This is a genomic window from Nocardioides jensenii JCM 1364 = NBRC 14755, assembly GCF_001552535.1.
GTDB classification, from domain to species: Bacteria; Actinomycetota; Actinomycetes; order Propionibacteriales; family Nocardioidaceae; genus Nocardioides; species Nocardioides jensenii.
Window position 1 is genome coordinate 12,711 of record NZ_BCRJ01000082.1, and the last position, 21,932, is coordinate 34,642.

At 67.1% G+C, this 21,932-nt stretch carries 23 protein-coding genes and 1 riboswitch; of the genes, 13 read left to right on the top strand and 10 right to left on the bottom strand.

The genetic code is table 11. From position 1 onward, the window contains the following. Nucleotides 1–4: 4 nt before the first annotated feature. Both NJ4_RS17895 and NJ4_RS17900 read left to right on the top strand, forming a co-directional pair. A complete protein-coding gene (locus NJ4_RS17895) occupies nt 5–661 on the top strand; it encodes a response regulator transcription factor (RefSeq protein ID WP_067438195.1) in 657 nt (218 codons plus the stop codon). 177 nt (nt 662–838) lie between these two features. Further along, entirely contained in the window at nt 839–1,021 is a 183-nt protein-coding gene (locus tag NJ4_RS17900) for a Flp family type IVb pilin (RefSeq protein ID WP_067438138.1), read from the top strand. Between the two features lie 224 nt (nt 1,022–1,245). Here the strand turns inward: NJ4_RS17900 and NJ4_RS17905 are convergent, their stop codons facing one another. The 4 genes from NJ4_RS17905 to NJ4_RS17920 all read right to left on the bottom strand — a co-directional run bounded on the left by NJ4_RS17905 (nt 1,246) and on the right by NJ4_RS17920 (nt 5,317). Next, entirely contained in the window at nt 1,246–2,550 is a 1,305-nt protein-coding gene (locus tag NJ4_RS17905) for a M48 family metallopeptidase (protein ID WP_245644611.1), read from the bottom strand. Beyond that, on the bottom strand, nt 2,517–3,665 hold the full coding sequence (locus tag NJ4_RS17910) for a gluzincin family metallopeptidase (RefSeq protein WP_157551206.1): 1,149 nt from the start codon (nt 3,663–3,665) through the stop codon (nt 2,517–2,519). Before NJ4_RS17910 ends, NJ4_RS17905 begins: the two co-directional genes overlap by 34 nt. Nucleotides 3,666–3,760: 95 nt before the next feature. Next, nucleotides 3,761–4,759, bottom strand: coding sequence for a C40 family peptidase (locus NJ4_RS17915; protein ID WP_082748841.1), 999 nt, complete (start codon nt 4,757–4,759; stop codon nt 3,761–3,763). Nucleotides 4,760–4,767: 8 nt separating this feature from the next. After that, nucleotides 4,768–4,944, bottom strand: a riboswitch (cyclic di-AMP (ydaO/yuaA leader). A 166-nt stretch (nt 4,945–5,110) separates the two neighbouring features. Beyond that, nucleotides 5,111–5,317, bottom strand: a complete 207-nt coding sequence (locus tag NJ4_RS17920; protein WP_067438144.1) for a hypothetical protein — start codon at nt 5,315–5,317, stop codon at nt 5,111–5,113. A gap of 127 nt (nt 5,318–5,444) precedes the next feature. On the opposite strand from NJ4_RS17920, the gene NJ4_RS17925 reads away from it, so the two are divergent. Next, nucleotides 5,445–6,827, top strand: coding sequence for a hypothetical protein (locus NJ4_RS17925; protein ID WP_067438147.1), 1,383 nt, complete (start codon nt 5,445–5,447; stop codon nt 6,825–6,827). Here the strand turns inward: NJ4_RS17925 and NJ4_RS17930 are convergent. After that, nucleotides 6,795–8,099 carry an NYN domain-containing protein gene (locus NJ4_RS17930; RefSeq protein ID WP_067438150.1) on the bottom strand — a complete coding sequence of 435 codons (1,305 nt, stop codon included), beginning with the start codon at nt 8,097–8,099 and terminating at the stop codon, nt 6,795–6,797. The two genes, NJ4_RS17925 and NJ4_RS17930, sit on opposite strands and share 33 nt — an antisense overlap. A gap of 4 nt (nt 8,100–8,103) precedes the next feature. Beyond that, on the bottom strand, nt 8,104–8,364 hold the full coding sequence (locus tag NJ4_RS17935; protein ID WP_067438153.1) for a hypothetical protein: 261 nt from the start codon (nt 8,362–8,364) through the stop codon (nt 8,104–8,106). 91 nt (nt 8,365–8,455) lie between these two features. Between NJ4_RS17935 and NJ4_RS17940 the strand changes: the two genes are divergently transcribed. From NJ4_RS17940 to NJ4_RS17955, 4 genes are read left to right on the top strand one after another with little or no spacing between them, the layout of a single operon-like run. Next, the gene (locus tag NJ4_RS17940) at nt 8,456–10,237 is read left to right on the top strand and encodes a DEDD exonuclease domain-containing protein (RefSeq protein WP_067438155.1); all 1,782 of its coding nucleotides are present in this window, start codon (nt 8,456–8,458) and stop codon (nt 10,235–10,237) included. 54 nt (nt 10,238–10,291) lie between these two features. Continuing rightward, complete coding sequence (locus tag NJ4_RS17945) at nt 10,292–10,570, top strand: Lrp/AsnC family transcriptional regulator (RefSeq protein WP_067438158.1); 279 nt, start codon at nt 10,292–10,294, stop codon at nt 10,568–10,570. A gap of 30 nt (nt 10,571–10,600) precedes the next feature. Continuing rightward, a complete protein-coding gene (locus NJ4_RS17950; RefSeq protein WP_157551207.1) occupies nt 10,601–12,037 on the top strand; it encodes a hypothetical protein in 1,437 nt (478 codons plus the stop codon). Between the two features lie 9 nt (nt 12,038–12,046). Beyond that, nucleotides 12,047–12,667 (top strand): hypothetical protein, encoded by a 621-nt coding sequence (locus NJ4_RS17955; protein ID WP_067438167.1) that lies wholly within the window; start codon nt 12,047–12,049, stop codon nt 12,665–12,667. A gap of 3 nt (nt 12,668–12,670) precedes the next feature. On the opposite strand, the gene trpD is transcribed toward NJ4_RS17955, so the two are convergent. Genes trpD through NJ4_RS17970 form a run of 3 tightly spaced genes read right to left on the bottom strand, consistent with a single transcriptional unit; the run spans nt 12,671 to nt 15,130 of the window. Continuing rightward, the gene (trpD, locus tag NJ4_RS17960) at nt 12,671–13,705 is read right to left on the bottom strand and encodes an anthranilate phosphoribosyltransferase (RefSeq protein ID WP_067438170.1); all 1,035 of its coding nucleotides are present in this window, start codon (nt 13,703–13,705) and stop codon (nt 12,671–12,673) included. After that, nucleotides 13,702–14,112 carry an Rv3143 family two-component system response regulator gene (locus NJ4_RS17965; RefSeq protein ID WP_157551208.1) on the bottom strand — a complete coding sequence of 137 codons (411 nt, stop codon included), beginning with the start codon at nt 14,110–14,112 and terminating at the stop codon, nt 13,702–13,704. The genes trpD and NJ4_RS17965 overlap by 4 nt, the downstream gene beginning before the upstream one ends. A gap of 10 nt (nt 14,113–14,122) precedes the next feature. Beyond that, a complete protein-coding gene (locus tag NJ4_RS17970) occupies nt 14,123–15,130 on the bottom strand; it encodes a cytochrome c oxidase assembly protein (protein ID WP_082748842.1) in 1,008 nt (335 codons plus the stop codon). Between the two features lie 65 nt (nt 15,131–15,195). Here NJ4_RS17970 and ctaE point away from each other — a divergent pair, with 65 nt between their 5' ends. From ctaE to NJ4_RS17995, 5 genes are all read left to right on the top strand, one after another. Further along, a complete protein-coding gene (gene ctaE / locus NJ4_RS17975; protein ID WP_067438173.1) occupies nt 15,196–15,843 on the top strand; it encodes an aa3-type cytochrome oxidase subunit III in 648 nt (215 codons plus the stop codon). 33 nt (nt 15,844–15,876) lie between these two features. Beyond that, complete coding sequence (gene qcrC, locus NJ4_RS17980) at nt 15,877–16,800, top strand: cytochrome bc1 complex diheme cytochrome c subunit (protein ID WP_067438176.1); 924 nt, start codon at nt 15,877–15,879, stop codon at nt 16,798–16,800. Beyond that, the gene (qcrA, locus tag NJ4_RS17985; RefSeq protein ID WP_067438179.1) at nt 16,797–17,879 is read left to right on the top strand and encodes a cytochrome bc1 complex Rieske iron-sulfur subunit; all 1,083 of its coding nucleotides are present in this window, start codon (nt 16,797–16,799) and stop codon (nt 17,877–17,879) included. Before qcrC ends, qcrA begins: the two co-directional genes overlap by 4 nt. After that, the gene (gene qcrB / locus NJ4_RS17990; RefSeq protein WP_067438183.1) at nt 17,876–19,639 is read left to right on the top strand and encodes a cytochrome bc1 complex cytochrome b subunit; all 1,764 of its coding nucleotides are present in this window, start codon (nt 17,876–17,878) and stop codon (nt 19,637–19,639) included. The genes qcrA and qcrB overlap by 4 nt, the downstream gene beginning before the upstream one ends. A gap of 180 nt (nt 19,640–19,819) precedes the next feature. Next, nucleotides 19,820–20,860, top strand: coding sequence for an LLM class flavin-dependent oxidoreductase (locus NJ4_RS17995; protein WP_067438186.1), 1,041 nt, complete (start codon nt 19,820–19,822; stop codon nt 20,858–20,860). A 32-nt stretch (nt 20,861–20,892) separates the two neighbouring features. On the opposite strand, the gene NJ4_RS25725 is transcribed toward NJ4_RS17995, so the two are convergent. Further along, nucleotides 20,893–21,345 carry a hypothetical protein gene (locus tag NJ4_RS25725; protein WP_157551209.1) on the bottom strand — a complete coding sequence of 151 codons (453 nt, stop codon included), beginning with the start codon at nt 21,343–21,345 and terminating at the stop codon, nt 20,893–20,895. Between the two features lie 21 nt (nt 21,346–21,366). Between NJ4_RS25725 and NJ4_RS25730 the strand changes: the two genes are divergently transcribed. Then, the coding region (locus NJ4_RS25730; RefSeq protein WP_157551210.1) for a hypothetical protein at nt 21,367–21,932 on the top strand (566 nt) is incomplete at its 3' end.

Genomic DNA, 21,932 nt, shown 5'->3' on the forward strand with positions numbered 1-21,932 from the left:
GGGCATGACTTCCGAGCAGACTCCGACCGCGACCTCGGTCTTGCTGATCGACGACCACGAGCTGATCCGCACCGGTCTGGCCCGTGCCTTCGAGCGCGATCCGTCGATGACGGTGATCGGCCAGGCCGGCAGCGTGGCCCAGGCGATGGCGGCCTACAACGCGTTGCGTCCCGACGTGGTGGTCACCGACGTGCAGCTGCCCGACGGCACCGGTCTCGACATCGTGCGGGCGATCCGGCAGCACAACCAGACCGTCGGCCTGGTGATCCTGACCATGCACTCGGGCGACGACCAGATCTTCGCGGCCATGGAGGCCGGCGCGTCGGCGTTCGTCGGCAAGGACGCGCCGTCGCGCGAGGTGGTCAGCGCGGCCCGGCACTCGGCGATCTCGCCACGCACCTTCCTCTGCTCGGGCCTGGCGGGCGCGATGATGCGCCGGGCCACCGACGACCGTCCGAGGCTCTCCGAGCGCGAGCAGGAGGTGCTGGCACTGCTCGCGGAGGGGCTCGGCACAGGTGCCCTGGCCGGCAAGCTCTACATGAGCGAGTCGACGGCGAAGACCCACATCGCCAAGATCTACCAGAAGCTCGGTGCGACCAACCGTGCCCAGGCCCTGGTCACCGCGATGCGCCTCGGTCTGCTGTCCTCCGTGAACCCGTAGGCGATCGGGCCCCGGCGGGCACGGGGCGGATAGCCCGTTCGGGCTATGCCGAAGCGGCCGATGTCCCGATTCCTCGACACGAAGTTACCGGGCAGGATTCTGATTGTCCGAACCGCATGGTTCGAGCGCACACACCGAACATGTGGGTTCGCAACATCTTTCTGGGAGGAAAGCACAATGATCGAGATCTACTGCAAGTTCATGGCATTCATGACCGCCGAGCGTGACGACGAGAAGGGCGCGACCGCCGTCGAGTACGGCCTGCTCGTCGCGCTGATTGCCGCCGTGATCATCGGCGTCGTCGCCACAGTCGGAACGAACTTGAAGGACACGTTCACCGAGATCGGAAGCAAGATCTGAGTCATCAGATCCGCGAGGACGGCCGCAGGCGACTGCGGCCGTCCTTCTGCATTTGCAACGAGAGGACGGGCATTGGCCAATCACGAGCGTGACGCCCCACAAGACGTCGGCGCAAGCTCGCTTGAATACGCGCTACTCGTGAGCCTGATTGCGATAGTCATCTTCGCGGCATTATTGATCTTCCGGGATGGCGTCGTGGGGCTCTTCGAATCCATTCCTGACTTCTAGTCCCGGTCCGACTGCTCCGCCACCGCCACTCGCTCCAACACCGTCGGATGACTCCCGAACCAGAACTGTGACCACGCCGGCCCGGTCGGGTCACACACCGACTTCAGGCACAGCTCCTTCTGCAGGTCCACCATCGCCGACGCCGGCGTCACCGCCAGGGCATCCACGTCGGCCCGCATCTCGATCTTCCGGCTGATCGTGTTCTGCACCGGGCTGGTCGCCACCGTGGCCAGCGCCATCAGCGCCAGCACCACCGCCACGGCCCGCGGGTCCGCCAGGCCGTCGACGCCGGCTCGCCGACGCACTCCCGGCCGACTCATGATCAGCCCGAGCAGACCGATGCCGAGCACCGTCCCCAAGGCGCCGAGCCCGGTGCCGGTCAGCACGTCGTCGTGCTTGGCGTGCGCCAGCTCGTGCGCCACGACCGAGAGCACCTGCGCCTCGGGCTGGTCCTCGACCAGGTTGTCGTAGACCACCACCCGTCGTGTGCCACCGAAGCCGGAGACGTAGGCGTTCAGCGTGGTCGTACGCCGCGACGCGTCCGCGACCAGCACGTCGTCCACGGCCACACCCTCCTCGTCCGCGAGCGTGAGGATCTGTTGCCGCAGGGCACTGTCGGGCATCGACTCGAAGTCGTTGAACACCGGCTCGACCACCACCGGATAGAGGAACGAGCCGACCATCACGAGCACCACGAAGACTCCGGAGACGATCACCGGCCACCAGGTCCGCCACCGGCGGACACATCCGAAGAGGATGAGCAGTGCGATCGAGGTGAAAACGATGCCCAGACCAAGACCCTTGGCCTCGTCCACGAGCCACGCGCCGAGCCCTTGGTTGGTCAGCCCGTAGTCGACTCGCCGCGCCCGCAGCGCGAGGCTGAACGGCAGGGTGACCAGCTCCCCGATCAGCAGCACCGCGCCCGTGAGTCCCACGACGGTGACCGGCCACGGCCAGGTCCGGCGTCCGAGCAGTCGGGTGCCGAGACGGGTGAAGCCGAGGAGGCACGAGACCAGCAGTGAGACGCCGAGCGAGATCCAGCTCAGGATCCGCGACCAGTGGGCGTAGTCCTCGCCCCGCTCGATCTGCGCACGGGTGAAGACGTCGGAGGCCGACGCCGGCTCCGGCATCCCGCCCGGCACCGGCTGCCACGGCACGACCAGCCAGGCCACCAGCACGAACAGCACCGCGCCACCTCCGACCAGCGTCCACAGCTGGCGCCGGGTCGTCCGGCTGATCACCCGGCCCGAGAGGTCGTACTTCGGGCTCACCGTGCGAGCCGCTCCAGCTCCGTCCGCCACCGTGCCACCAGTTCCTTCTCACCGAAGCCGTAGATACGTTGCAGGGCAGTCCCCAACTCGTCACCGTCCGAGACCTGGCGATAGAGCCGGAGCAGATCTTGCTCGGACCCAGTCTGCGCCAACAGGCGACAGGCCAGCCATGCGGCCTCGTAGGAGGCGCCCAGGTGGGTCGTCTGCGTGTCGAACTCGTTGCCGGCCGGCAGGTACCGTGGCGCGCCGTCGCGGCGCACCTGCGCCAAAATCTGCCCGGCCGTCACCGACAGCGGCAGCGTGACCTTGCGCAGCGCCACGTAGTCGGCGAATCCCTCGAGCAACCACAACGGAGTTCCCGACGCCGTCGCCGCGCCAGTCGCGACGTGCACCAGCTCGTGGGTGGTCACCACCTGCGCCCCGTTGCGCTTGAGGCCGGAGAAGACATCCGGGTTCACGAAGACGTGCACCGGCGCCACGGTCGACAGCGTGCCGTCCACGGTCGTGGTGACCGCGGCGATGTTGGCGTACTCCCCCGGCTTCGCGGCGAGCAGCTCGTCGAGCGCGTCCCCGGACTCGGGGACCTCCATGACCAGCTTCTGCCTCCAGCGCGGGATCATGTCGCGCACCGCTGCCACGGCCACCTTCGCGCGTCGCGCGTACGCCGCCAGTGGCTGGTCGTCGGCGACCATCACCAGGGCGTCGGGGGTGCGGCTGACCTCCAACGGAGTCGAGAGCCACAGCGGCGTACGCCGGTCCCCCCCTCCGACCGAGACCAGCTCGGCTCGGTCGCCGTCCTTGGCGAAGACGAAGGTGACCTCGGCACGGGCCTCCCGGGCATCGAACCCCGCGAAGCTCCACGTGGTGTCGACCGCCGCTGCCCACTGCCCTTCGGGCAGCGTCGAGGTGAGCGCCGAGTCCTCGTCGACGTAGCGGACGCTGAAGTCGGCGACACGGAGCTCCTCCGCGTTGTCCACGGCGTCCTTGGCCACGTCACCGGCCCCGGTGTCCAGCTCGTTGCTGTCACGAGCCGAGACCGCTGATTCCAGGTCGGCCAGTGCCGCCATGGCCAGGTCCTCGCGCACCGACGGCGACTCCAGCTTCCGCGGCGTGACGTCCTCGCCGTCGAGCCGCAGCCAGGCCACCACCGCGCAGGCGATGAGGACAAGCGAAAGGCCGGCCGCCCACCAGAGTGGGCGACCGGCCTTTCGTGCAGAGCTGTCGTTCAGGATCGCGCCGATCAGCCCGGGCGCACGGCGCCGGAGAAGGGCATCGAGAAGACGCCGGCGATGGTGACACCCGAACCGGGGTTGGCCGCGTGCACGATCTGGCCGCCGCCGATGTACATGCCGACGTGGCTGACCGGGCTGTAGTAGAAGACCAGGTCGCCGGGCTTCAGGTCACTGGAGGAGACACTGGTGCCGGAGCCCATCTGGGCGCTGGACGAGTGGGGCAGGCCGACGCCGGCCTGGGCCCAGGCCATCATGGTGAGACCGGAGCAGTCGAACGCGCTCGGGCCGGCTGCGCCGTAGACGTAGGCGTCACCGACCTGGCCGAGGGCGTAGTTGACCGCGGCGGCCGCACGCCCCGAGACGGGGACGTTCGACGGCAGGCGGGTCGTGGAGCCGCGACTGGCCTCTTCCTCGAAGCGGGCGCGCTCCTCGGCCTCGAGCTTGTCGAGCAGCTTCTTGGCCTCGGCGAGCTTGTCGTCGGCCTCGTCCTTGTTGGACTCGAGGTCGGCCTTGGTGTCGGCCAGCTCGTCGGCGCGCTCCTCGGTCGCCTCGCGGCGGATCTCGAGGGCGTCGGACTCGCGGGTGTAGTCACCCACGGTGTCGGCCTGGACGTCGTTGTACGCCGAGAGCGTGTTCAGGTCGTCGAGGAACTCGTCGGGGCTGTTGGAGAGGACCAGCTGACCGGTCGTCGAGATGTCCTGGCCTTCGTACTGCGCGGCCACGGCGTCACTGACGGCACTGGTCATCGAGTCGACCTTGGCCTGCTGCTTCTTCTCGTCCGCCTTGAGGGCAGAGAGGTCGGCCTCGAGGTCGTCGAGCTTGAGCTTGGCGTCGTTGTAGCGCTCCGAGGCCTGCTCGGCCTGGTGGTAGAGCGTGTCGACGCGAGCCTTGACGTCGTCGATGTCCGGCTCTGCGTTGCTCGGCGCTGCGGGAAGAGTGCTGATTCCGATGATCGCGATCGTGCTGGTCAGGCCAGCCAGGATGCGCTTCCGTCCGTACTGCTTCAAGCGGACGTACTCCCTCTTTGTCGGCGCCTACCGGGTGAGCTGACGGGTTCGGGCACAAAGAAGCCCTACACACGCTCCACGGATGGTTCCGCCTTGCGTGTGATTCACCCCAGGGATACGTGGGTCCCCGGTTCCTCCGCCTCGGACTTCCCCGTCGTCGGCTTCAGATTCGGCGTGGCACCCGAGCCGGTCCTGGTTGACCAACTGGTACGGGCACCTGAATCAGCAAGATTAGACGTGACCGCCCGCCTCGGCAAACCCTTGGCGCGCATGTTGCGGCGTGTTTCGGGCCACGACTGGGGTGAACCACGTGTCATGCGTCACATCCGCCCCACGAGACTCATGCCGAGCTCAGGCGGACTCCACGGTGGGACCGGCCACCGGGGTCACCATGCGCAGGGGCGGCACCAGGCCGGATCCGGCGAGCACGTCGAGTGCCCGCTGCTCGTCGTCGTCGAAGGCGAGCTCGGGCGGCGGCCCGAGCAGCACGGTCACCACGCAGTCATGGCAGGCGAGCCCGCGCACTTCACAGCTGTCACAGTCGATCCGCAAGGTCATGAGATGTCCTCGTCTAGTCGGTTCCGGGAGGGGAAGTCCCCGGCTGCGACGCAGCCTGGCAGGGACCACCGACACTGACTTTTTCGATCCACCGGACAGAGGCTGGCGAGCTGCGGAGAATGTCCGAGTGCACACCCGTCTCAGGCCGCTGGTCCCCGCGTTGGCGATCTTCTTCGTCTGCCTCGGCATCTACCTGCCCACGGCCTCTCGGCATGTCACTTCGACGGATGTCTACGGGGCCAATCTGGCCTCGTGGCAGATCGCGACTACGGGTAACCCCTGGTTTGAAGAACTCGCCCCAGACCAGTACGCCGAGAACCCCTTGCCGGGACATCAATGGGCCGGAACGGTAGACAACGGCCATCAGGTCATCACGCGTTCCCCCGGCGTGGTGGCAGCTGCCGTCCCTGCGTACTGGCTCGACCAGTCCGACGACTTCGGAATCGGACCTGGCGGATGGACAGCCGCACTGTTGAGTGCCATCACGGCGGTGCTGATCTTCCTGACTTTCTCCTCGCGACTCACCCGGCTACAAGCCGCGGTAGCATCCGGGGCCTTCGCCTTCGCCACACCAATGTGGTCAGCCGCAGCCGACGGCATGTGGACCCACACCGTGACGACACTCGGAATCGGCGGAATGGCTTGGGCAGCCACCAAGGAACGATGGTGGCTCGTCGGCACCTTTGGCGGCGTGGCCCTGTTCGGGCGCTTCCACGTGAGCCTGGTGGCCGCCATCCTCGGTGTCGGGATCGCTCTTTCCAGACGAAGGCCGGACATCGCGATGAAGGTTGCCGCCACGAGCAGTCTGTTCATGGCACTGGCCATGATCTGGACCCGTTGGATGTACGGAACTTGGAGCCCGATGGGCGGCTACGGCTCCGGATATCTGGAGCGCCTCGACGGTTTCGAGCCGACGTGGACGAGTCGGCTGGCCAACTTCGCCGGCATGTGGGTCTCCCCTGATCGGGGCTTCTTCGTCTGGACACCGCTGGCACTCCTGCTCCTGCCAGCGCTCATTCGTGGTTGGAGGGAGTTGCCGGACTGGACTCAGTGGCTGGCTTGGGGCGGACTCACCTACACGTTGGCCCAGTCCTGGATCAGTGGCTTCTTCGGTGGAGATGCCTACTACGGCTACCGGCTCAGCCTCGAGTTCTTGGTCAGCGTCGCCCCCGCCTACGCCTTCACAGCTCATCGGATGGGGACATGGGCGCGAGCAACTGTGGGGCCGATGATCGGGCTCCAGACAGGTGCCATCGCCACTGGCGCCGTCGCCAACGGCATCTTCGTCAACGGGAACGATGTCTGGACCCACAACGCGTTCGCTCTTGCCCTCGGGAGCTCACCCAGCTATTGGATCCTTGCTGCAGCCTCCATGGCCTTGGGCTGGCTGCTAGCACGGATGTACGGCGACGCGATTGCTGCGCCCATCATCAGCCGCGTTGCTCCCGATTCCCCAGGAGGGTCCGCACCCGCTGCCTCAGCGGGCGAGCAGGCTCACCAGCGCGACTGAGGCCATCGGCTTGGCACCGGCGCGGCGTACGTCGTTGGCGATCTCCTGGTCCGAGGAGACCACCACGACGACCCGGCCCTCGGGCTCGGCAGCGACGAGGTCACGGATCACGTCGTCGGCGATCACGCCCTCGGGGCTGAACAGCACCTTCACGCCACGGGGCGCGTTCGCCGGGCCGCGCGAGGTCTGGGCGGCTGCGTCGAAGACGACCGTGGTGTCCACGCCCGTGCGCGCGATCAGCGGAGCGAGACCGTTGAGCAGCCGCACCCGCTGCGCCTCGAGGGTCGAGTCGGGCCACGCGGTCTTGCTGACGTTGTAGCCGTCGATGATCAGCCGCGCCCGCGGCATCGCGAGATACTGCTCCAGCAGGGCCGCGCTCGAGGGCCCGAGCGAGCCCGCGCTCGTCGGCGTACGCGTGCCGGCCAGCGCGATCTCGGCCTCGACCGAGTCACCGGGCGCCCCGGTGACCGTGGGCAGCGCGAGCTCGCGGCGCAGGCCCTGCCCGGCGTCGAGCAGCGTGTCGAGCAGCATGCGTGCCCGGATGGTGGCGGCGTCCTTGTCGGTGCGCACGTCGCGCCGGGCCGCGGAGAGCGCCGACTGGAGCTCCTCGACCTGGGCGCGCAGCCGACGCGCCTCTGACTCGGCGTTGGCGAGCCCGGACTCGGCCTTGAGGCGCACCTCCTGGGCCAGCACGATCGCCTTCTCCGCGTCGGAGGTGGTCGAGCGGGCGTTGGCACGGGCCTCCCCCAGCTTGCGGCGCAGCGACGCGTTCTCGGTCTTGAGCTCGGCCACCTGCTCCTTGTGCTCGGCCTTCAGCTCCTTGACCCTGCCCTCGGCCTGGTCGAGCCGGCTCTGCAGACGCTCGACGTGCGCCGTGTCGACCGCAGGCGTGGTCGCCCCGACCCGGGCGCACGCGTCGTCGTACGTCGTCTCCCAGCCCTCGGGGCGCAGCAGCCACAGGAACGCCGCGACCTCGACCGGGTCGGCAGCCTCGGGCGTGACGCCCTCGCCGATCGCCTCGGCCAGGTCGGGCTGGGTCGCGGCGACCTGGGTGGCCAGGTGACCACGGAAGTCGTCGTCGGTCTCGAGCGCGGCGGCGATCTGGGTGCCACCGAGACGGGCCCGACGATTCGGGGCGAACGAGGCGACCTTGCGCAGCGAGGCGGGCAGGTCACTGACCTTCGGCAGTGCGTCGGCGGCGAGGGAGAGCACACGGGAGCGAACCGGCTCGGGCATCTGCCCGCCGGTGCGCTCCCCTGCTTCGCTCGCCATGACCTCAGTCCTTGGCCGGGTCCTCGGCGACTGCGGCGTCGTTGCGGTCGATCAGCTCGATCGCGTCATCACGACCACACCACCGGCACGCCACCGACTCGACCGTCTCGGCCTTGACCTCGGTGCTCTCCACGACCGGCTCACCGGAGAGGTCGAAGTGCCAGTACTCGGCCGTACGGCGGGTGCGGGTCACGTCGAAGCGCGTCAGGTTGCCGCATCCACCACACCGCCAACGGTTGGTCGTGTCGGGAATCTGTGCGGTCACGGGGGCTCCTTCGTGGTTGCTTGGTGAACTACTCAAGCCTAGGGGGCGCGGCGAGCCGGGATTGTCGGTGCCCACATCTAGCGTCAGTGACATGAGCAATGCCGTTCAGCCTCCGCCCTCGCGATGGGAGGTGCAACGCAGTTTCGACGAGCTGGGCCGACCACTGCGAGACATCACCTTCTGCGTGGTCGACCTCGAGACCACGGGGGGCTCGGCGGCGGGCGGCTCGATGATCACCGAGATCGGCGCGGTCAAGGTGCGCGGCGGCGAGATCCTCTCCGAGTTCCAGACCCTGGTGAATCCCCACGACCAGATACCGCCCTTCATCGCCGTGCTGACCGGCATCACCAACTCCATGGTCGCCGATGCGCCGTCGATCGACTCGGCTCTGCCGGCTTTCCTCGAGTTCGCCGCCGGCTGCGTGCTGGTCGCCCACAACGCGCCGTTCGACGTCGGGTTCCTCAAGCACTTCGCCGAGCAGCAACAGCGCCCATGGCCCCGCTTCGAGGTGCTCGACACCGCCAAGCTGGCCCGCCGGGTGATCACCCGCGACGACGCACCCAACTGCAAGCTCTCCTCGCTCGCGGTGCTGTTCAACGCGACCACCACTCCGAACCACCGGGCGCTCTCCGACGCCCGAGCGACGGTCGACGTGCTGCACGGTCTGATGGAGCGGCTCGGCAACCTCGGTGTCTACACGCTGGAAGAGCTGCAGACCTTCTCCGCCCGAGTCAGCTCCACCCAACGCAAGAAGCGCTACCTGGCCGAGTCGCTCCCCCACGCCCCCGGCGTCTACCTGTTCCGCGACGAGCGCGACAAGGTGCTCTACGTCGGCACGTCCCGCGATCTGAGAACCCGGGTGCGTTCCTACTTCACCGCCTCCGAGACCCGCTCACGCATGGGCGAGATGGTGCGGCTGGCCGCCAAGGTCACCGGCATCGAGTGCGCCACGGTGCTCGAGGCGCAGGTGCGCGAGCTGAGACTGATCGCCGAGCACAAGCCGCCCTACAACCGTCGTTCCCGGTTCCCGGAGAAGATGCACTTCGTCAAGCTCACCCGCGAGCCGTGGCCGCGACTCTCCCTGGTGCGCCGTGTGCTCGACGACGACGCCGACTACCTCGGCCCGTTCTCCTCACGCCAGACCGCGGAACGCTCCCTGGCCGCCCTCCACGAGACCTTCCCGATCCGGCAGTGCACCGACCGGTTCGGCGTCAACCCGTCCCGGTCCCCCTGTGTGCTCGCCGAGATGGGGCGCTGCCTGGCCCCGTGTGACGGCAGTACCGACGAGACCGAATACGCAGCCGTCGTCGACCGGCTGCGCTCCACGCTGGTCCGCAACCCCGACGAGGTCGTCGAGACCATCAACCAGCGGATGAACCAACTCGCCGACGACGAACGCTTCGAGGAAGCCACCGTCCACCGTGACCGGCTCGCGTCGTTCCTGCGTGCGGCGGCTCGCACGCAGCGACTGTCGGCTCTCTCCCGGTGCCGCGAGGTCGTGGCGGCCCGTCGTGAGGACACCGGCCGCTGGTCGGTGCACGTGGTCCGCCACGGTCGCCTCGCGGCGGCCGGGGTGATCCCCAGCGGCATGGACGCGCATCAGTTCGTCGGCGACCTGCGCGCCTCGGCGGAGGCCGTCGCGGACGCACCGGGCCCGGTGCCGGCGGCCAGTGCCGAGGAGTCGGAGAAGGTGTTGACCTGGCTGGAGTCCGAGGGCATCCGACTGGTCGAGGTCGACGGTGAGTGGACCTGCCCGCTGGGCGGCGCCCGGCGTCACCTGGCGCTGCACGACGCGGTCAACCAGTCACGGGTGTCGCTGGTCCCGTTCGACGATCGGCGCGATCTGGCGCCGATGCACCAACCCGCACGCTGACGTGCCGCGCAGGGCGAGCCGCAGCGACGCCGTCCACCCGCTAACGTTGCTCGCGTGATCACCGCCATCGTTTTCATCAAGGCCGACGTCGACCGCATCCCGGAGGTCGCCGAGTCGATCGCCGCCCTCGAAGGGGTCAGCGAGGTCTACTCGGTGACCGGGCAGATCGACCTGATCGCCCTGGTCCGGGTCAAGGACCACGATCACATCGCCGACGTGGTCGCCGACCGGCTCAACAAGGTCGACGGTGTGAAGGCGACCGAGACCCACATCGCCTTCCGCGCCTACTCCCAGCACGACCTCGAGTCGGCGTTCTCGCTCGGTCTTGACTGACACACGTGCGCTACGGAGTTGGCTTCGACCATGACCCGTCCTACTGACGCCTCAGACGATCAGGGGTCGCAACAAGGTCCATTCAGGCTCGTCAAAGCCGCGTCACCAGTCCTGATTCTCGCGGTCTTGTTCTATGTCGTTGTCCTGGTTTCCACCACCGTGTCCAACTCAGATACCTTCTTTCACCTGCGGTTTGGGCACGAATTTCTTTCAGGTCACTGGTCACTTCACCACCCTGGCTCCGTAACGCCGTTCGCGACGCGCGACTGGGTGCCGACTCAGTGGCTGAGCGAGGTCGCCTTTGCGCAGTTCGAGAGCTGGTTTGGGATGGCGGGGGTTTCGTGGCTGTTCGGCCTGCTTCTCACGTCGTATGTTGCGGGCCTCTACCTGTGTGTTCGTGCCTTCGCGACGCCGATGGTCAGCGCAACAATTTCGGCGGCGGTCTTCGTCGCCTCAGCTCCTTGGCTGTCCGCGAGGCCGCAGGTGATCAGCTACCTCTTGATCTTGGTCACGACGAGCGCGTGGCTGCGGGCCCGTGACGACGGCAGAGCACGCTGGTGGCTCATTCCGCTCTTCTGGGTCTGGCCACAACTCCACGGCATGTGGATCGTCGGTGTAGTGGTCAATGTCGTTGCGGTCATCGGCATCGCGCTGGATCGCCAGCACGACTCCAAACGCATCGCTCAGTTCGCCTCGATTGCGGGACTTTCGGCGCTCCTCCCTGCCGTCACCCCTTTGGGTCCCCGATTGATCACAGAAGTATTCGTCGTCTCATCTCGAGGTGACTACTTCACGGAATGGGATGCCCCTCGGTTCACCGAGCCCACCACAGCCGCAGCTGCTGTTCTTGTCGCTATCGCGATCCTCATCGCCATGCGTAGCCAGACAACACCCTGGTCGGAGACCTTGCTCCTGGGGCTCTCTTCCGTTTGGTTGGTGTATTCCGCCCGAACAATTCCTGTGGCTCTGGCAATAACCGCGCCGCTGCTCGCCTCAATGATCGGTCGTTCAATCAATTGGCCGCACGCTCTGGACTCCCGGGAGAAATCCGCCGTCCTCGTGGGCTCAATGGTGTGTCTCGTGGCTGTTGCCGGCTCTGCACATCACAGCGTCACCGTCGGACCCGACCGACCCACTTGGCTGTCATCCGAGATTCACATGCTTCCCGACGGAACGAAGATCATCTCCGAGTCGGGCTGGGGTGGCTTCCTTATGTGGAAGTACCCCCATCTGGCTTTGACCATCCACGGCTACGGCGATGCGTTCACCTCCTCGGAGCTGGACCGAGCTGTTCGAATGCACGAGGTGAGGCCGGGTTGGGAGGATGACGTCGAAGCGACAGGCGCCAGGGTCGCACTGCTCGATCCTGATTCGAGGCTCGCGTACGGTCTCGTGCACACTCTCGACTGGACGGTCACCAGGTCTTCTTCTCAATTGGAGCTACTTCAGGCCCCGGACCGGAAGTAGTCTTCGCAAATGCATTGGCTCTCCGACCACTGGCTCGACATCCTGGGCTGGGGCGGCAGCGCACTGCTGGTCTACTCACTCATGCAGGCCCGGGTGTTGCGCTTCCGGGTGCTCAACCTGGTCGCGTGCGTCGTACTGACTCTCTTCAACGGTCTTCTCGAGATCTGGCCGATGGTCGCGATGAACGTGGTGCTCTGCGCGATCAACCTCTGGTTCATCACCAAACTGGTCTCCGCCCGTGACGACGAGACGGTCTTCGAGGTGCTCGAGGTGCGCCCGGGCGACGCCTACACAGCCCACGTGCTGCGCGGCAACCACGCCGACATCGTGAAGTTCCAGCCCGACTTCACCGAGCCGGCTCACGACGACACCGTCTTCCTCGTCCAGAAGGGCCAGGAGACCGTCGGCATCGTGGTGCTCGCGGTCCACGGCGGCACCGCGCACGTGAAGCTCGACTACGTGACCCCGCGGTTCCGCGACTTCTCCCCCGGCCGCTTCGTGTGGCGCAGCAGCGGCATGCTGCGCGACCACGGCATCGACCGGGTGATCACCTCGCCGGCGATGATCGGTCCCTACTACGACCGGCTCGGCTTCCGTCGCGACGGTGCGTCGTACGCCCTGGAGCTGTGACCCTCAGGCGTCGGCGCAGGCCCTGACCCAGCGTTCCAACGCGGCCTTCGCCGCGCCGGAGTCGATCGCGGTGCGCGCCTTCTCGATGCCGGCCGCCACACCCGCGACGACGTCGGACGTGTCGTTGTCGTAGACGGCCAGGGCCGCACCGGCGTTCAGCAGGACCGCGTCGCGGACCGGGCCGGTCTCGCCGTCGAGAACCCGTCGGATGACGTTCGCGTTGTGGGCGGTGTCCCCGCCGCGCAGGTCCTCGGCACGAGCCAACGGGATACCCAGGTCTCGCGGGTCGAGCGTGGAGGTGGCGGTCGCCCCGTCGCGCACGGCCCACACCGACGACGTCGTCGTGGTGGTCAACTCGTCGAGCCCGTCGTCACCGCGGAAGACCAGGGCGTCGACGCCGCGCTTGGCGAAGACCCCCGCGATCACCTCCGACATGCCCGGGAAGGCGCACCCGATCGCGGCCGCGGACGGCTGGGCCGGGTTCGAGAGCGGACCGAGCAGGTTGAAGAACGTCGCGATCCCCAACTCCTTGCGCGGCACGCCCGCGTGGCGCAGGGCGGAGTGAAAGATCGGTGCGAAGCAGAAGGTGATGCCGGCCTCCGCGGCCACCTTGGCCACGCCGGACGGGTCGAGGTCGAGCCGGACACCCATCGCTTCGAGCACGTCGGCGGAGCCGGACTTCGACGAGGCGGACCGGTTGCCGTGCTTGACCACCTGGGCACCGGCCCCGGCGCACACGATCGCGGCCATCGAGGAGATGTTCACCGAGAAGGAGCGGTCACCACCGGTGCCGACGATGTCGAGGCTGCGCCCCGGGATGGACAGTGGCGTGGCCTTCTCGAACATCGCGTCGACCAGGCCATTGACCTCGTCGACCGTCTCGCCCTTGGTGCGCAGCGCCACCGCGAAGCCGGCGATCTGGGACGGGGTCGCCGAGCCCGACAGGATCTCCCCCATCGCCCACCGGGTCTGCTCGGCGGACAGGTCAGTGCCACCGACGACCGTGGTGAGGACGTCGGCCCAGTTCAGGGGGGTCACGTCGCCGGGACCCGGGAACGCAGCAGGCTGACGACGGACTCGGCCAGCTGGATCGGGTCGATCGGGTGTGCCACGGCCGCCTCGGCACGCGACCAGGTGGCCAGCCACGCGTCCTGTGGGCGACCGGTCAGCACGAGCACCGGAGGGCACTGGTAGATCTCGTCCTTGAGCTGCTTGGCGATGCCCATGCCGCCGGCCGGGACTGCCTCGCCGTCGAGGATCGCCAACGCGATGCCGCCGGCGTCCATGTGCTGGATCACGACCGGCTCGGTGGCCACCTCGACGTACTGGAACTCGGGCAGGTCCGGGTGCGGACGACGGCCGAGAGCGAGGATCACCTGCTGCCGGGTGTTGACGTCGTCGCTGTAGACCAGGATCTGGAGCGGGGGCGCAGTGGTGTCGGTCACGGTGTCGATGCTATCCGGCGTTGGGGTCGGCGGTCTCGCGAGGTGGTTTCGAGACGCTCGTGACTCGCTCCTCAGACACCGAACCGGCTGCCGCGCGCGCCTCCTCACGGTCGAGCCGGCGGTCCTCCCGCTTGGCCTCGGCCATCGAGGAGCGCACCCACTGGGTGAACAGCACCCCGAAGAAGACCAGGCCGATCAGGTCACCGGAAGCCCACAGGATGCCGCCGGCCAGGTGCTGGTCGGAGGCCATCGAAGGCAGCCAGTCGCCCATCGGACCCTCACGCAGCTGCCGGTAGTGACTCTCACCGATCACCGTCTTCTGGTCCATGATCGTGATGCCGAGGAACGCGTGGAACGGCAGCGTGAGGAAGATCAGGATCAGCCGGAACGGGTAACCCACCCGGCCGGGCACCGGATCGATGCCCAGCAGCGGCCAGAAGAACAGCGCTCCGACGGTCACCAGGTGGATGTGCATCATCTCGTGCACGAACGTCGAGGACAGCGACCCGTCGTACCAGCTGGAGAAGTAGAGCGCCCACGGCGAGATCACGTAGAGCGTGAACGCGAGCGGGGCGAACGAGAGCACCGCCGCGACCCGGGAGTGCAGCGCGACGAGCAGCCAGCGGCGCGGCCCCCTGCTCGACGTACCGGGCAGGGTGCGCAGGGCGAGCGTCACCGGTGCACCCAGCGCCAGGAACAGCGGCACCCACATCGAGAGCACCATGTGCTGCACCATGTGCACGCTGATCAGGGTGGTGTCGTACGTCGACACGCCCGAGGAGGTGACGAAGAGGAACCCACCCATGCCGGCCACGACGAACGCCAGCGTGCGACCGATCGGCCAGTGGTCTCCTCGCCGATGCAGGACGACCACCCCGATCAGGTACAGACCCGTCACCCAGATGGCGGCGACGAAGAGGAACGGGTCCAGCGACCACTCGGTGAAGACCTTGCCGAGGGTGAACTCGGGAAGGGCCGAACCGGTGTCCAGAGGGGTGAATGCAGCGAGAATCTCCACAGTGTGAACTTTATGACGCCCAAGTTCAGGGGGTCGGGGTGCCCTCTGGTTCGACTACAGACATAATGAGGCCCGTGGCGACTGCAACTGCGATTCCGGCGTCCCGTCTGCACGGGCATCATGACCGTCCCAGCATGGTCAGCGTAGGCACGATCATCTGGCTCTCCAGCGAGCTGATGTTCTTTGCCGCGCTGTTTGCTTGCTATTTCACGATCCGGGCCCAGAGCCCCGATCTGTGGGCAAGTGAGACCGAGCTGCTCAACATCCCGTTTGCCTCGGCGAACACCACGATCCTGGTGCTCTCCTCGGTGACCTGCCAGCTCGGCGTCTTCGCCGCCGAGCGCGGCCAGGTGGGCCGGACTGGTTCCGTGTTCAACGTGAAGGGCTGGGGGCTGCGCGAGTGGTTCATCCTCACCTTCATCATGGGCGCGGTGTTCATCGGCGGCCAGGCCACCGAGTACGCCGAGCTCATCCACGAGGGCCTCACCATCCCGGCGAACGCCTACGGCACGGTCTTCTTCCTGACGACCGGCTTCCACGGCATCCACGTGACCGGCGGCCTCATCGCGTTCCTGTTCGTGCTCGGACGCACCTATCTGGCGCGCAAGTTCACCCACGAACAGGCGGTGAGCGCGATCGTCGTGTCCTACTACTGGCACTTCGTCGACGTTGTGTGGATCGGTCTGTTCGCGACCATCTATCTGATCAAGTAGCCCCGGAAACGATCTAGGACCAAGGGACTGAACGTGCGTCTTCTCAATCGCCCCCTCAACCGTGTGGCCGGTCGGCTCTCACGGCACCGCCGGCGCCCCGTCGCCGGGCTCCTGGTGATGCTCCTCGGGCTGTTCTTCACCGGCGCCCTGTACGCCGCCTTCGCTCCGGCCAACGCCGAGAAGGAGAGCACCACCGACGAGGCCAAGATCGCGCAGGGCCGTGAGCTCTTCCTCGTGGGCTGCTCCTTCTGCCACGGCGCCAACGGCGAGGGCATGACCAGCCAGACCGGCCAGCTCGGCCCGTCGCTCGTGGGTGTCGGCGCCGCCGCCGTCGACTTCCAGGTCGGCACCGGCCGCATGCCGATGGCCCAGCCCGGCCAGCAGGCCGCGGTCAAGGACAAGCTCTACACCGACGACGAGGTCGAGGCGCTCTCGGCGTACGTCGCCTCGCTGGGCCCCGGCCCGTCGATCCCCTCGAAGGACGAGTACTCCCTCGACAAGGAGATCGCCGAAGGCGTCAAGAACGGCATGACCGACGACGAGGCCCGCAACGCGGCCATCGTGCGCGGCGGCCAGCTGTTCCTTGCCAACTGCTCGGCCTGCCACAACTTCGAGGGCTCGGGCGGCGCCATGCCGTGGGGCAAGAACGCGCCCAGCCTGCGCAAGACCAGCGACAAGCACATCTACGAGGCCATGCTGACCGGCCCGCAGCAGATGGACGTCTTCTCCAACGGCAACATCGCGCCCGAGGACAAGGCCGCGATCATCGCCTACCTGAACTCCATCGAGGAGAACCCCGGCTACGGCGGCTTCGGCCTCGGCGGACTCGGCCCGGTGAGTGAGGGCATGTTCGCGTGGCTCCTCGGCATCGGCGGACTGGTGGGCTTCGCCTACTGGATCGCTGCCCACTCCACGCGCTCCGAGAAGAGCGAGCACACTGAGGGGAACCAGGCGTGACCGACCACAACGACACTTCGTCGAACCATCTGCCGGCTTCCGTCCAGGAGCCGATCGCCAACCCGGGTCTCCCGGCCCACCTGCCGCGCCCGACCGACGTCGACCCGAAGGCGGAGCGTCGCGCCGAGCGCCAGGTCGCCGCGTTCTTCGTGGCCTCGATGATCTGCGCGGTGCTCTTCTGCGTTGCCTACTTCACCCTTGACATCAAGGACGAGACCGACACCTTCATCGGGCTCGGCGCCTCCAACGTCGCCCTCGGTGCGACGCTGGGCCTGGCCCTGATGTTCATCGGCATCGGAGTCATCCACTGGGCGCGCAAGCTCATGGGTGACGTCGAGATCTTCGAGATGCGCCACCCCGCCTCGTCCTCCGAGGAGGATCGCGACACGACGCTGGCCGCTCTGTCGGCCGGTCTCGAGGAGTCGGGCATCGCCCGGCGCCCCCTGATCCGCAACACCATGCTCGGCGCGATGGGCATGCTCGGCCTGCCCCTGATCGTCGGGCTGCGCGACCTCGGCACCCTGCCGGGCAAGACGCTGGAGCGCACCGTGTGGGCCGAGGGCACGCGCATCGTGCGCGACGTCACCGGCACCCCGGTCAAGCCCAGCCAGCTCGAGGTGGGCGATCTGATGAACGCCCAGCCCGAGGGCCTGGTCACCCTCCACTCGGAGGAGCTCATCGCCGAGGGCGAGGAGCGCGGTGTCGAGTACCTCGAGGGCGTCGACCTCCAGGTCGAGAAGTCGAAGGCTTCGGTGATCCTGCTGCGCATGGAGCCCAAGGACCTCACCTTCTCCGACCGCAGCCCGGAGAACTGGCAGATCGACGGCATCGTCGCCTACTCCAAGATCTGCACACACGTCGGTTGCCCGATCTCCCTGAACGAACAGCAGAGCCACCACCTGCTCTGCCCGTGTCACCAGTCGACCTTCGACCTCGCCGACGGCGGGCGTGTCGTGTTCGGCCCGGCTGCCCGCCCGCTCCCCCAGCTCCCGCTGACGGTCAAGGACGGCTACCTGGTGGCACAGAGCGACTTCAGAGAACCAGTCGGACCTAGCTACTGGGAGCGTGACTCCAAATGAGCACATCCGAGAACGTGGGCGGCTCCGTGGCCTCCACGAACGGCAAGACTGCGGCCTCGGCCAAGAAGCCCGGTCGGGGCTCCAAGGTCGTCGGTTGGGCCGATGAGCGGCTCGGCCTGGCCACCGCTGCGAAGAAGAACCTGCGCAAGGTCTTCCCGGACCACTGGTCCTTCATGCTGGGCGAGATCGCCCTGTGGAGCTTCGTCGTACTCCTCATCTCCGGCGTCTTCCTGACCTTCTGGTTCAAGCCGTCGATGGCCGAGGTCCAGTACTTCGGTTCCTACTCCCAGCTCAACGGCATGCACATGTCCGAGGCGTTCGCCTCGACCCTGGACATCTCCTTCGACGTCCGCGGTGGCCTGATGGTGCGCCAGATGCACCACTGGGCGGCCATGCTGTTCATCGCCGCCATGCTCGTGCACATGATGCGCGTCTTCCTCACCGGCGCTTTCCGCAAGCCGCGCGAGGTGAACTGGATCATCGGTGGCATCCTGATCCTGCTGGGCATCGTGGAAGGGTTCGCGGGCTACTCGCTCCCTGACGACCTGCTCTCCGGAACCGGCATGCGCATCGCTGACGGTCTGGTGAAGGCGACTCCGGTCGTGGGCACCTACATGTCGTTCTTCATGTTCGGCGGCGAGTTCCCCGGCGACGACATCATCCCGCGCCTCTACATGGCGCACATCCTGCTGATCCCGGGCCTGATCCTGGCCCTGATCGCGGCGCACATGCTGCTGCTCGTCTACCACAAGCACACGCAGTGGCCTGGCCCCGGACGCACCGAGGAGAACGTCGTCGGGTTCCCGATGCTCCCCGTCTACATGGCCAAGGCCGGTGGCTTCTTCTTCATCGTGTTCGGCATGTCCGCCCTCATGGGTGGTCTGCTGACCATCAACCCGGTGTGGAAGTACGGCCCCTACGACCCGTCGAAGGTGACCGCAGGGTCCCAGCCCGACTGGTACATGGGTATCGCCGAGGGCACACTGCGCATCATGCCCGGCTGGGAGACCCACCTGTTCGGTCACACCCTCTCGTGGAACATCTTCCTGCCCGGTCAGGTCATTCCGATCGTGCTGCTCCTGATGGTCCTGTCGTGGCCGTTCCTCGAAGCGTGGGTCACCGGTGACAAGCGGGAGCACCACCTGCTCCAGCGTCCCCGCAACGCACCGGGTCGCACCGCCTTCCTGGCGGCGATGATCACCCTCTACGGCCTGCTCTGGGCCGCCGGCGGCAACGACGTGCTCGCGGTGCTGTTCCACCTGAACCTCAACCACATCACCTATTTCATGCGTGGTGCGGTGTTCGTGATCCCGATTCTCGTGTTCTTCCTCACCAAGCGTTGGTGCATCTCGCTCCAGCGTCACGACAACGACAAGTTGCTGCACGGCTACGAGACCGGCATCATCATGCGGTCCGCGGAGGGCGGCTACACCGAGCGTCACCTGCCGATCAGCGAGGAGAGCGCCTACACGCTCACCGCGCGTGACCGTGACGAGGTGTTCGTCCCCGGTTCGGGTGTCGACGCCAACGGTGTGGCGTCCAAGGACGGCAAGCTCGACGGCATCCGCGGCAAACTGTCGACGACCCTGTTCGCCGACAACATCCAGAAGCCGACCGCGGAGGAGCTCGAGGAGGCGCACCACCACGCCGACGACGAGCACGCTCACGAGATCGAGGCCGGCCTCGACCACTCGGCCGACGGCCACCAGTTCGACGGTCGTCACCCGGTCGACGAGGAAGCTCTGCGCGGCAAGCACTGAGTCACCCGCTCGACCTGGGTCACCGACTCGAGCTGAAGCATGAGGAAGGCCCGGAGGAGACTCCGGGCCTTCCGTCATTTCGACCCGTCGTGAGTTCGTGCCGACCCGTCGTGAGTTCGACCGGGAATGTCTGCCACACAGTTCTGGTTGACACTTCAATCACTCTGAGAGAGGTACTCCGTGACCCAGACCGTGCAGTTCGGCCTCGACACCTTCGGCGACGTGACCATCGACGCCGACGGGGCCACGCTCCCCCACGCCCACGTCCTCCGCAACGTGCTGGCGCAGATCGAGCTGGCCGACCACGTGGGCGTCGACGCGATCGGGCTCGGCGAGCACCACCGTGACGACTTCGCGATCTCGGCTCCCGACATCGTTCTCGCGGCCGCTGCCTCACGCACGGAACGGATCATCCTCGGCACCGCGGTCACGGTGCTCTCCTCCGACGACCCGATCCGGGTCTACGAACGATTCGCCACCCTGGACGCCCTCTCCGACGGCCGAGCCGAGGTGACCCTGGGCCGTGGTTCCTTCACCGAGTCGTTCCCGCTGTTCGGCCTCGACCTTGCCGACTACGGTGTGCTCTTCGAGGAGAAGCTCGACCTCTTCACGGCCCTGCGAGCCGAGAATGCGGTGTCCTGGCAGGGAACCGTCCGCCCGCCGCTTGATCCCACGCACGTCTATCCCAAGACGGAGAAGGGCTCCCTCTCGACGTGGATCGGGGTCGGCGGCTCACCCGAGTCCGTCGTACGAGCCGCGCGGCACCGAATCCCCATGATGCTCGCGATCATCGGCGGTGACCCCGCCAGGTTCGCGCCGTACGTTGACCTCTACCACCAGGCTCTTCAGAAATTCGGCTCCCCGGAGCTGCCAGTCGGCGTGCACTCCCCCGGCTTCATCGCAGCCAGCGACGCCGAGGCTCGCGAGTCGTTGTTCCCCCACTTCAAGGCCAACCGCGACCGCATCGGAGCCGAGCGCGGCTGGGGTCCGGCCACGCGTGAGCAGTTCGAGGCCGAGGCCGATGGCGGCTCTCTGTACGTCGGGTCACCCGAGACCGTGGCGCGCAGGATCGCGACCACCGTGCAGACGCTGGGTGCGAGTCGATTCGACCTGAAGTACAGCAACGGCACCATGCCCCACGAGCAGCTCATGGAGACGATCCGGCTCTACGGCACCGAAGTCATCCCGCGCGTGCGCGAACTGCTCGCCGACCCGTCGTGAGTTCGGATCGAGCCCTCGCGAGTTCGACCTGATCACCGTCGACGGCGCGCGTCGTTCACCCCTGCAATGATGATCGCCTCGACGTCTCCGCGAACTCCGAAGACGTTCTCCTTGCGAAGGACATCGACTGTCCAGCCGCCATGGTTCCTGATCCAGTCACGTCGCTCCCTGTCATGGGCCTCCTCCGCTTCACCGTGGAACTCCTCACCGTCGTAGTCGACGCCGTACTGGAGCGATCGGATCCCGAGGTCGAGGAAGTAGGAACCTGCGGGAGCAGCGACTTCCACCTGGAGATCGGGATGGGGCACCGAGGGGATCTGCAACCACTTGGAACGTGTGGCACTCTCCGCCGGTGAGTCACTGCGGCCGTCGACATGCGGAGCCAACTCCCTGAGCTGCACCACTCCCCGGGCACCGGCAAAGTCCCGACAGCCGACGATGAGCTCATCGTTGGTGACGCCGTGACTCTTCTGCAGAGCGTCCATCACACCCAATGCCTGGTCCCGATGAAGCAGTCGCCCAACGTCAAGTGCTGTGCGCAAGGGCGTTGTCACCTTGATCCCATCAATGGTGGTCACGTCTCCCTCACGGAAGGTTCGCTCACCGCTGGACGTGAGCTCGTTGCGGAGCCGATAGCCCGGCCGACGAAAGACCGACGCCTTGGGAACCGTCAGGTGATCACCGGGCGCCAAGACTCGTGGAGCGCCGTGCAGCCAGGCCGCGGTCCTGTCGGTGACAACTGCATCGGGCGGGATGACCAGCTTGAGGCAAGCAACCCGGAGCGCAAGATCCTCGTCGAGGACAGCGCTGAAGTAGACGCCGCGAAGGGGGTGGTGCAGCACCCCCGCAGTCACACCGGCCGCCAGCTCATCGTCGGTGACTCCGCGTTCTCGAGCTTCGCGCCGTGTGAACGGTCGATCGTGCGGGACATTGGAGACAAAGGGATCCATCTGACCAAGATCGGCGCCGTCGCGGACATCGGCACCGCCTCAACGCTCGACCTGTGGAAAAGCAAGGCCTCCGATTACGTGTGTACAGAAAACGGTCCGAACTCACGACGGGTCGATCCGAA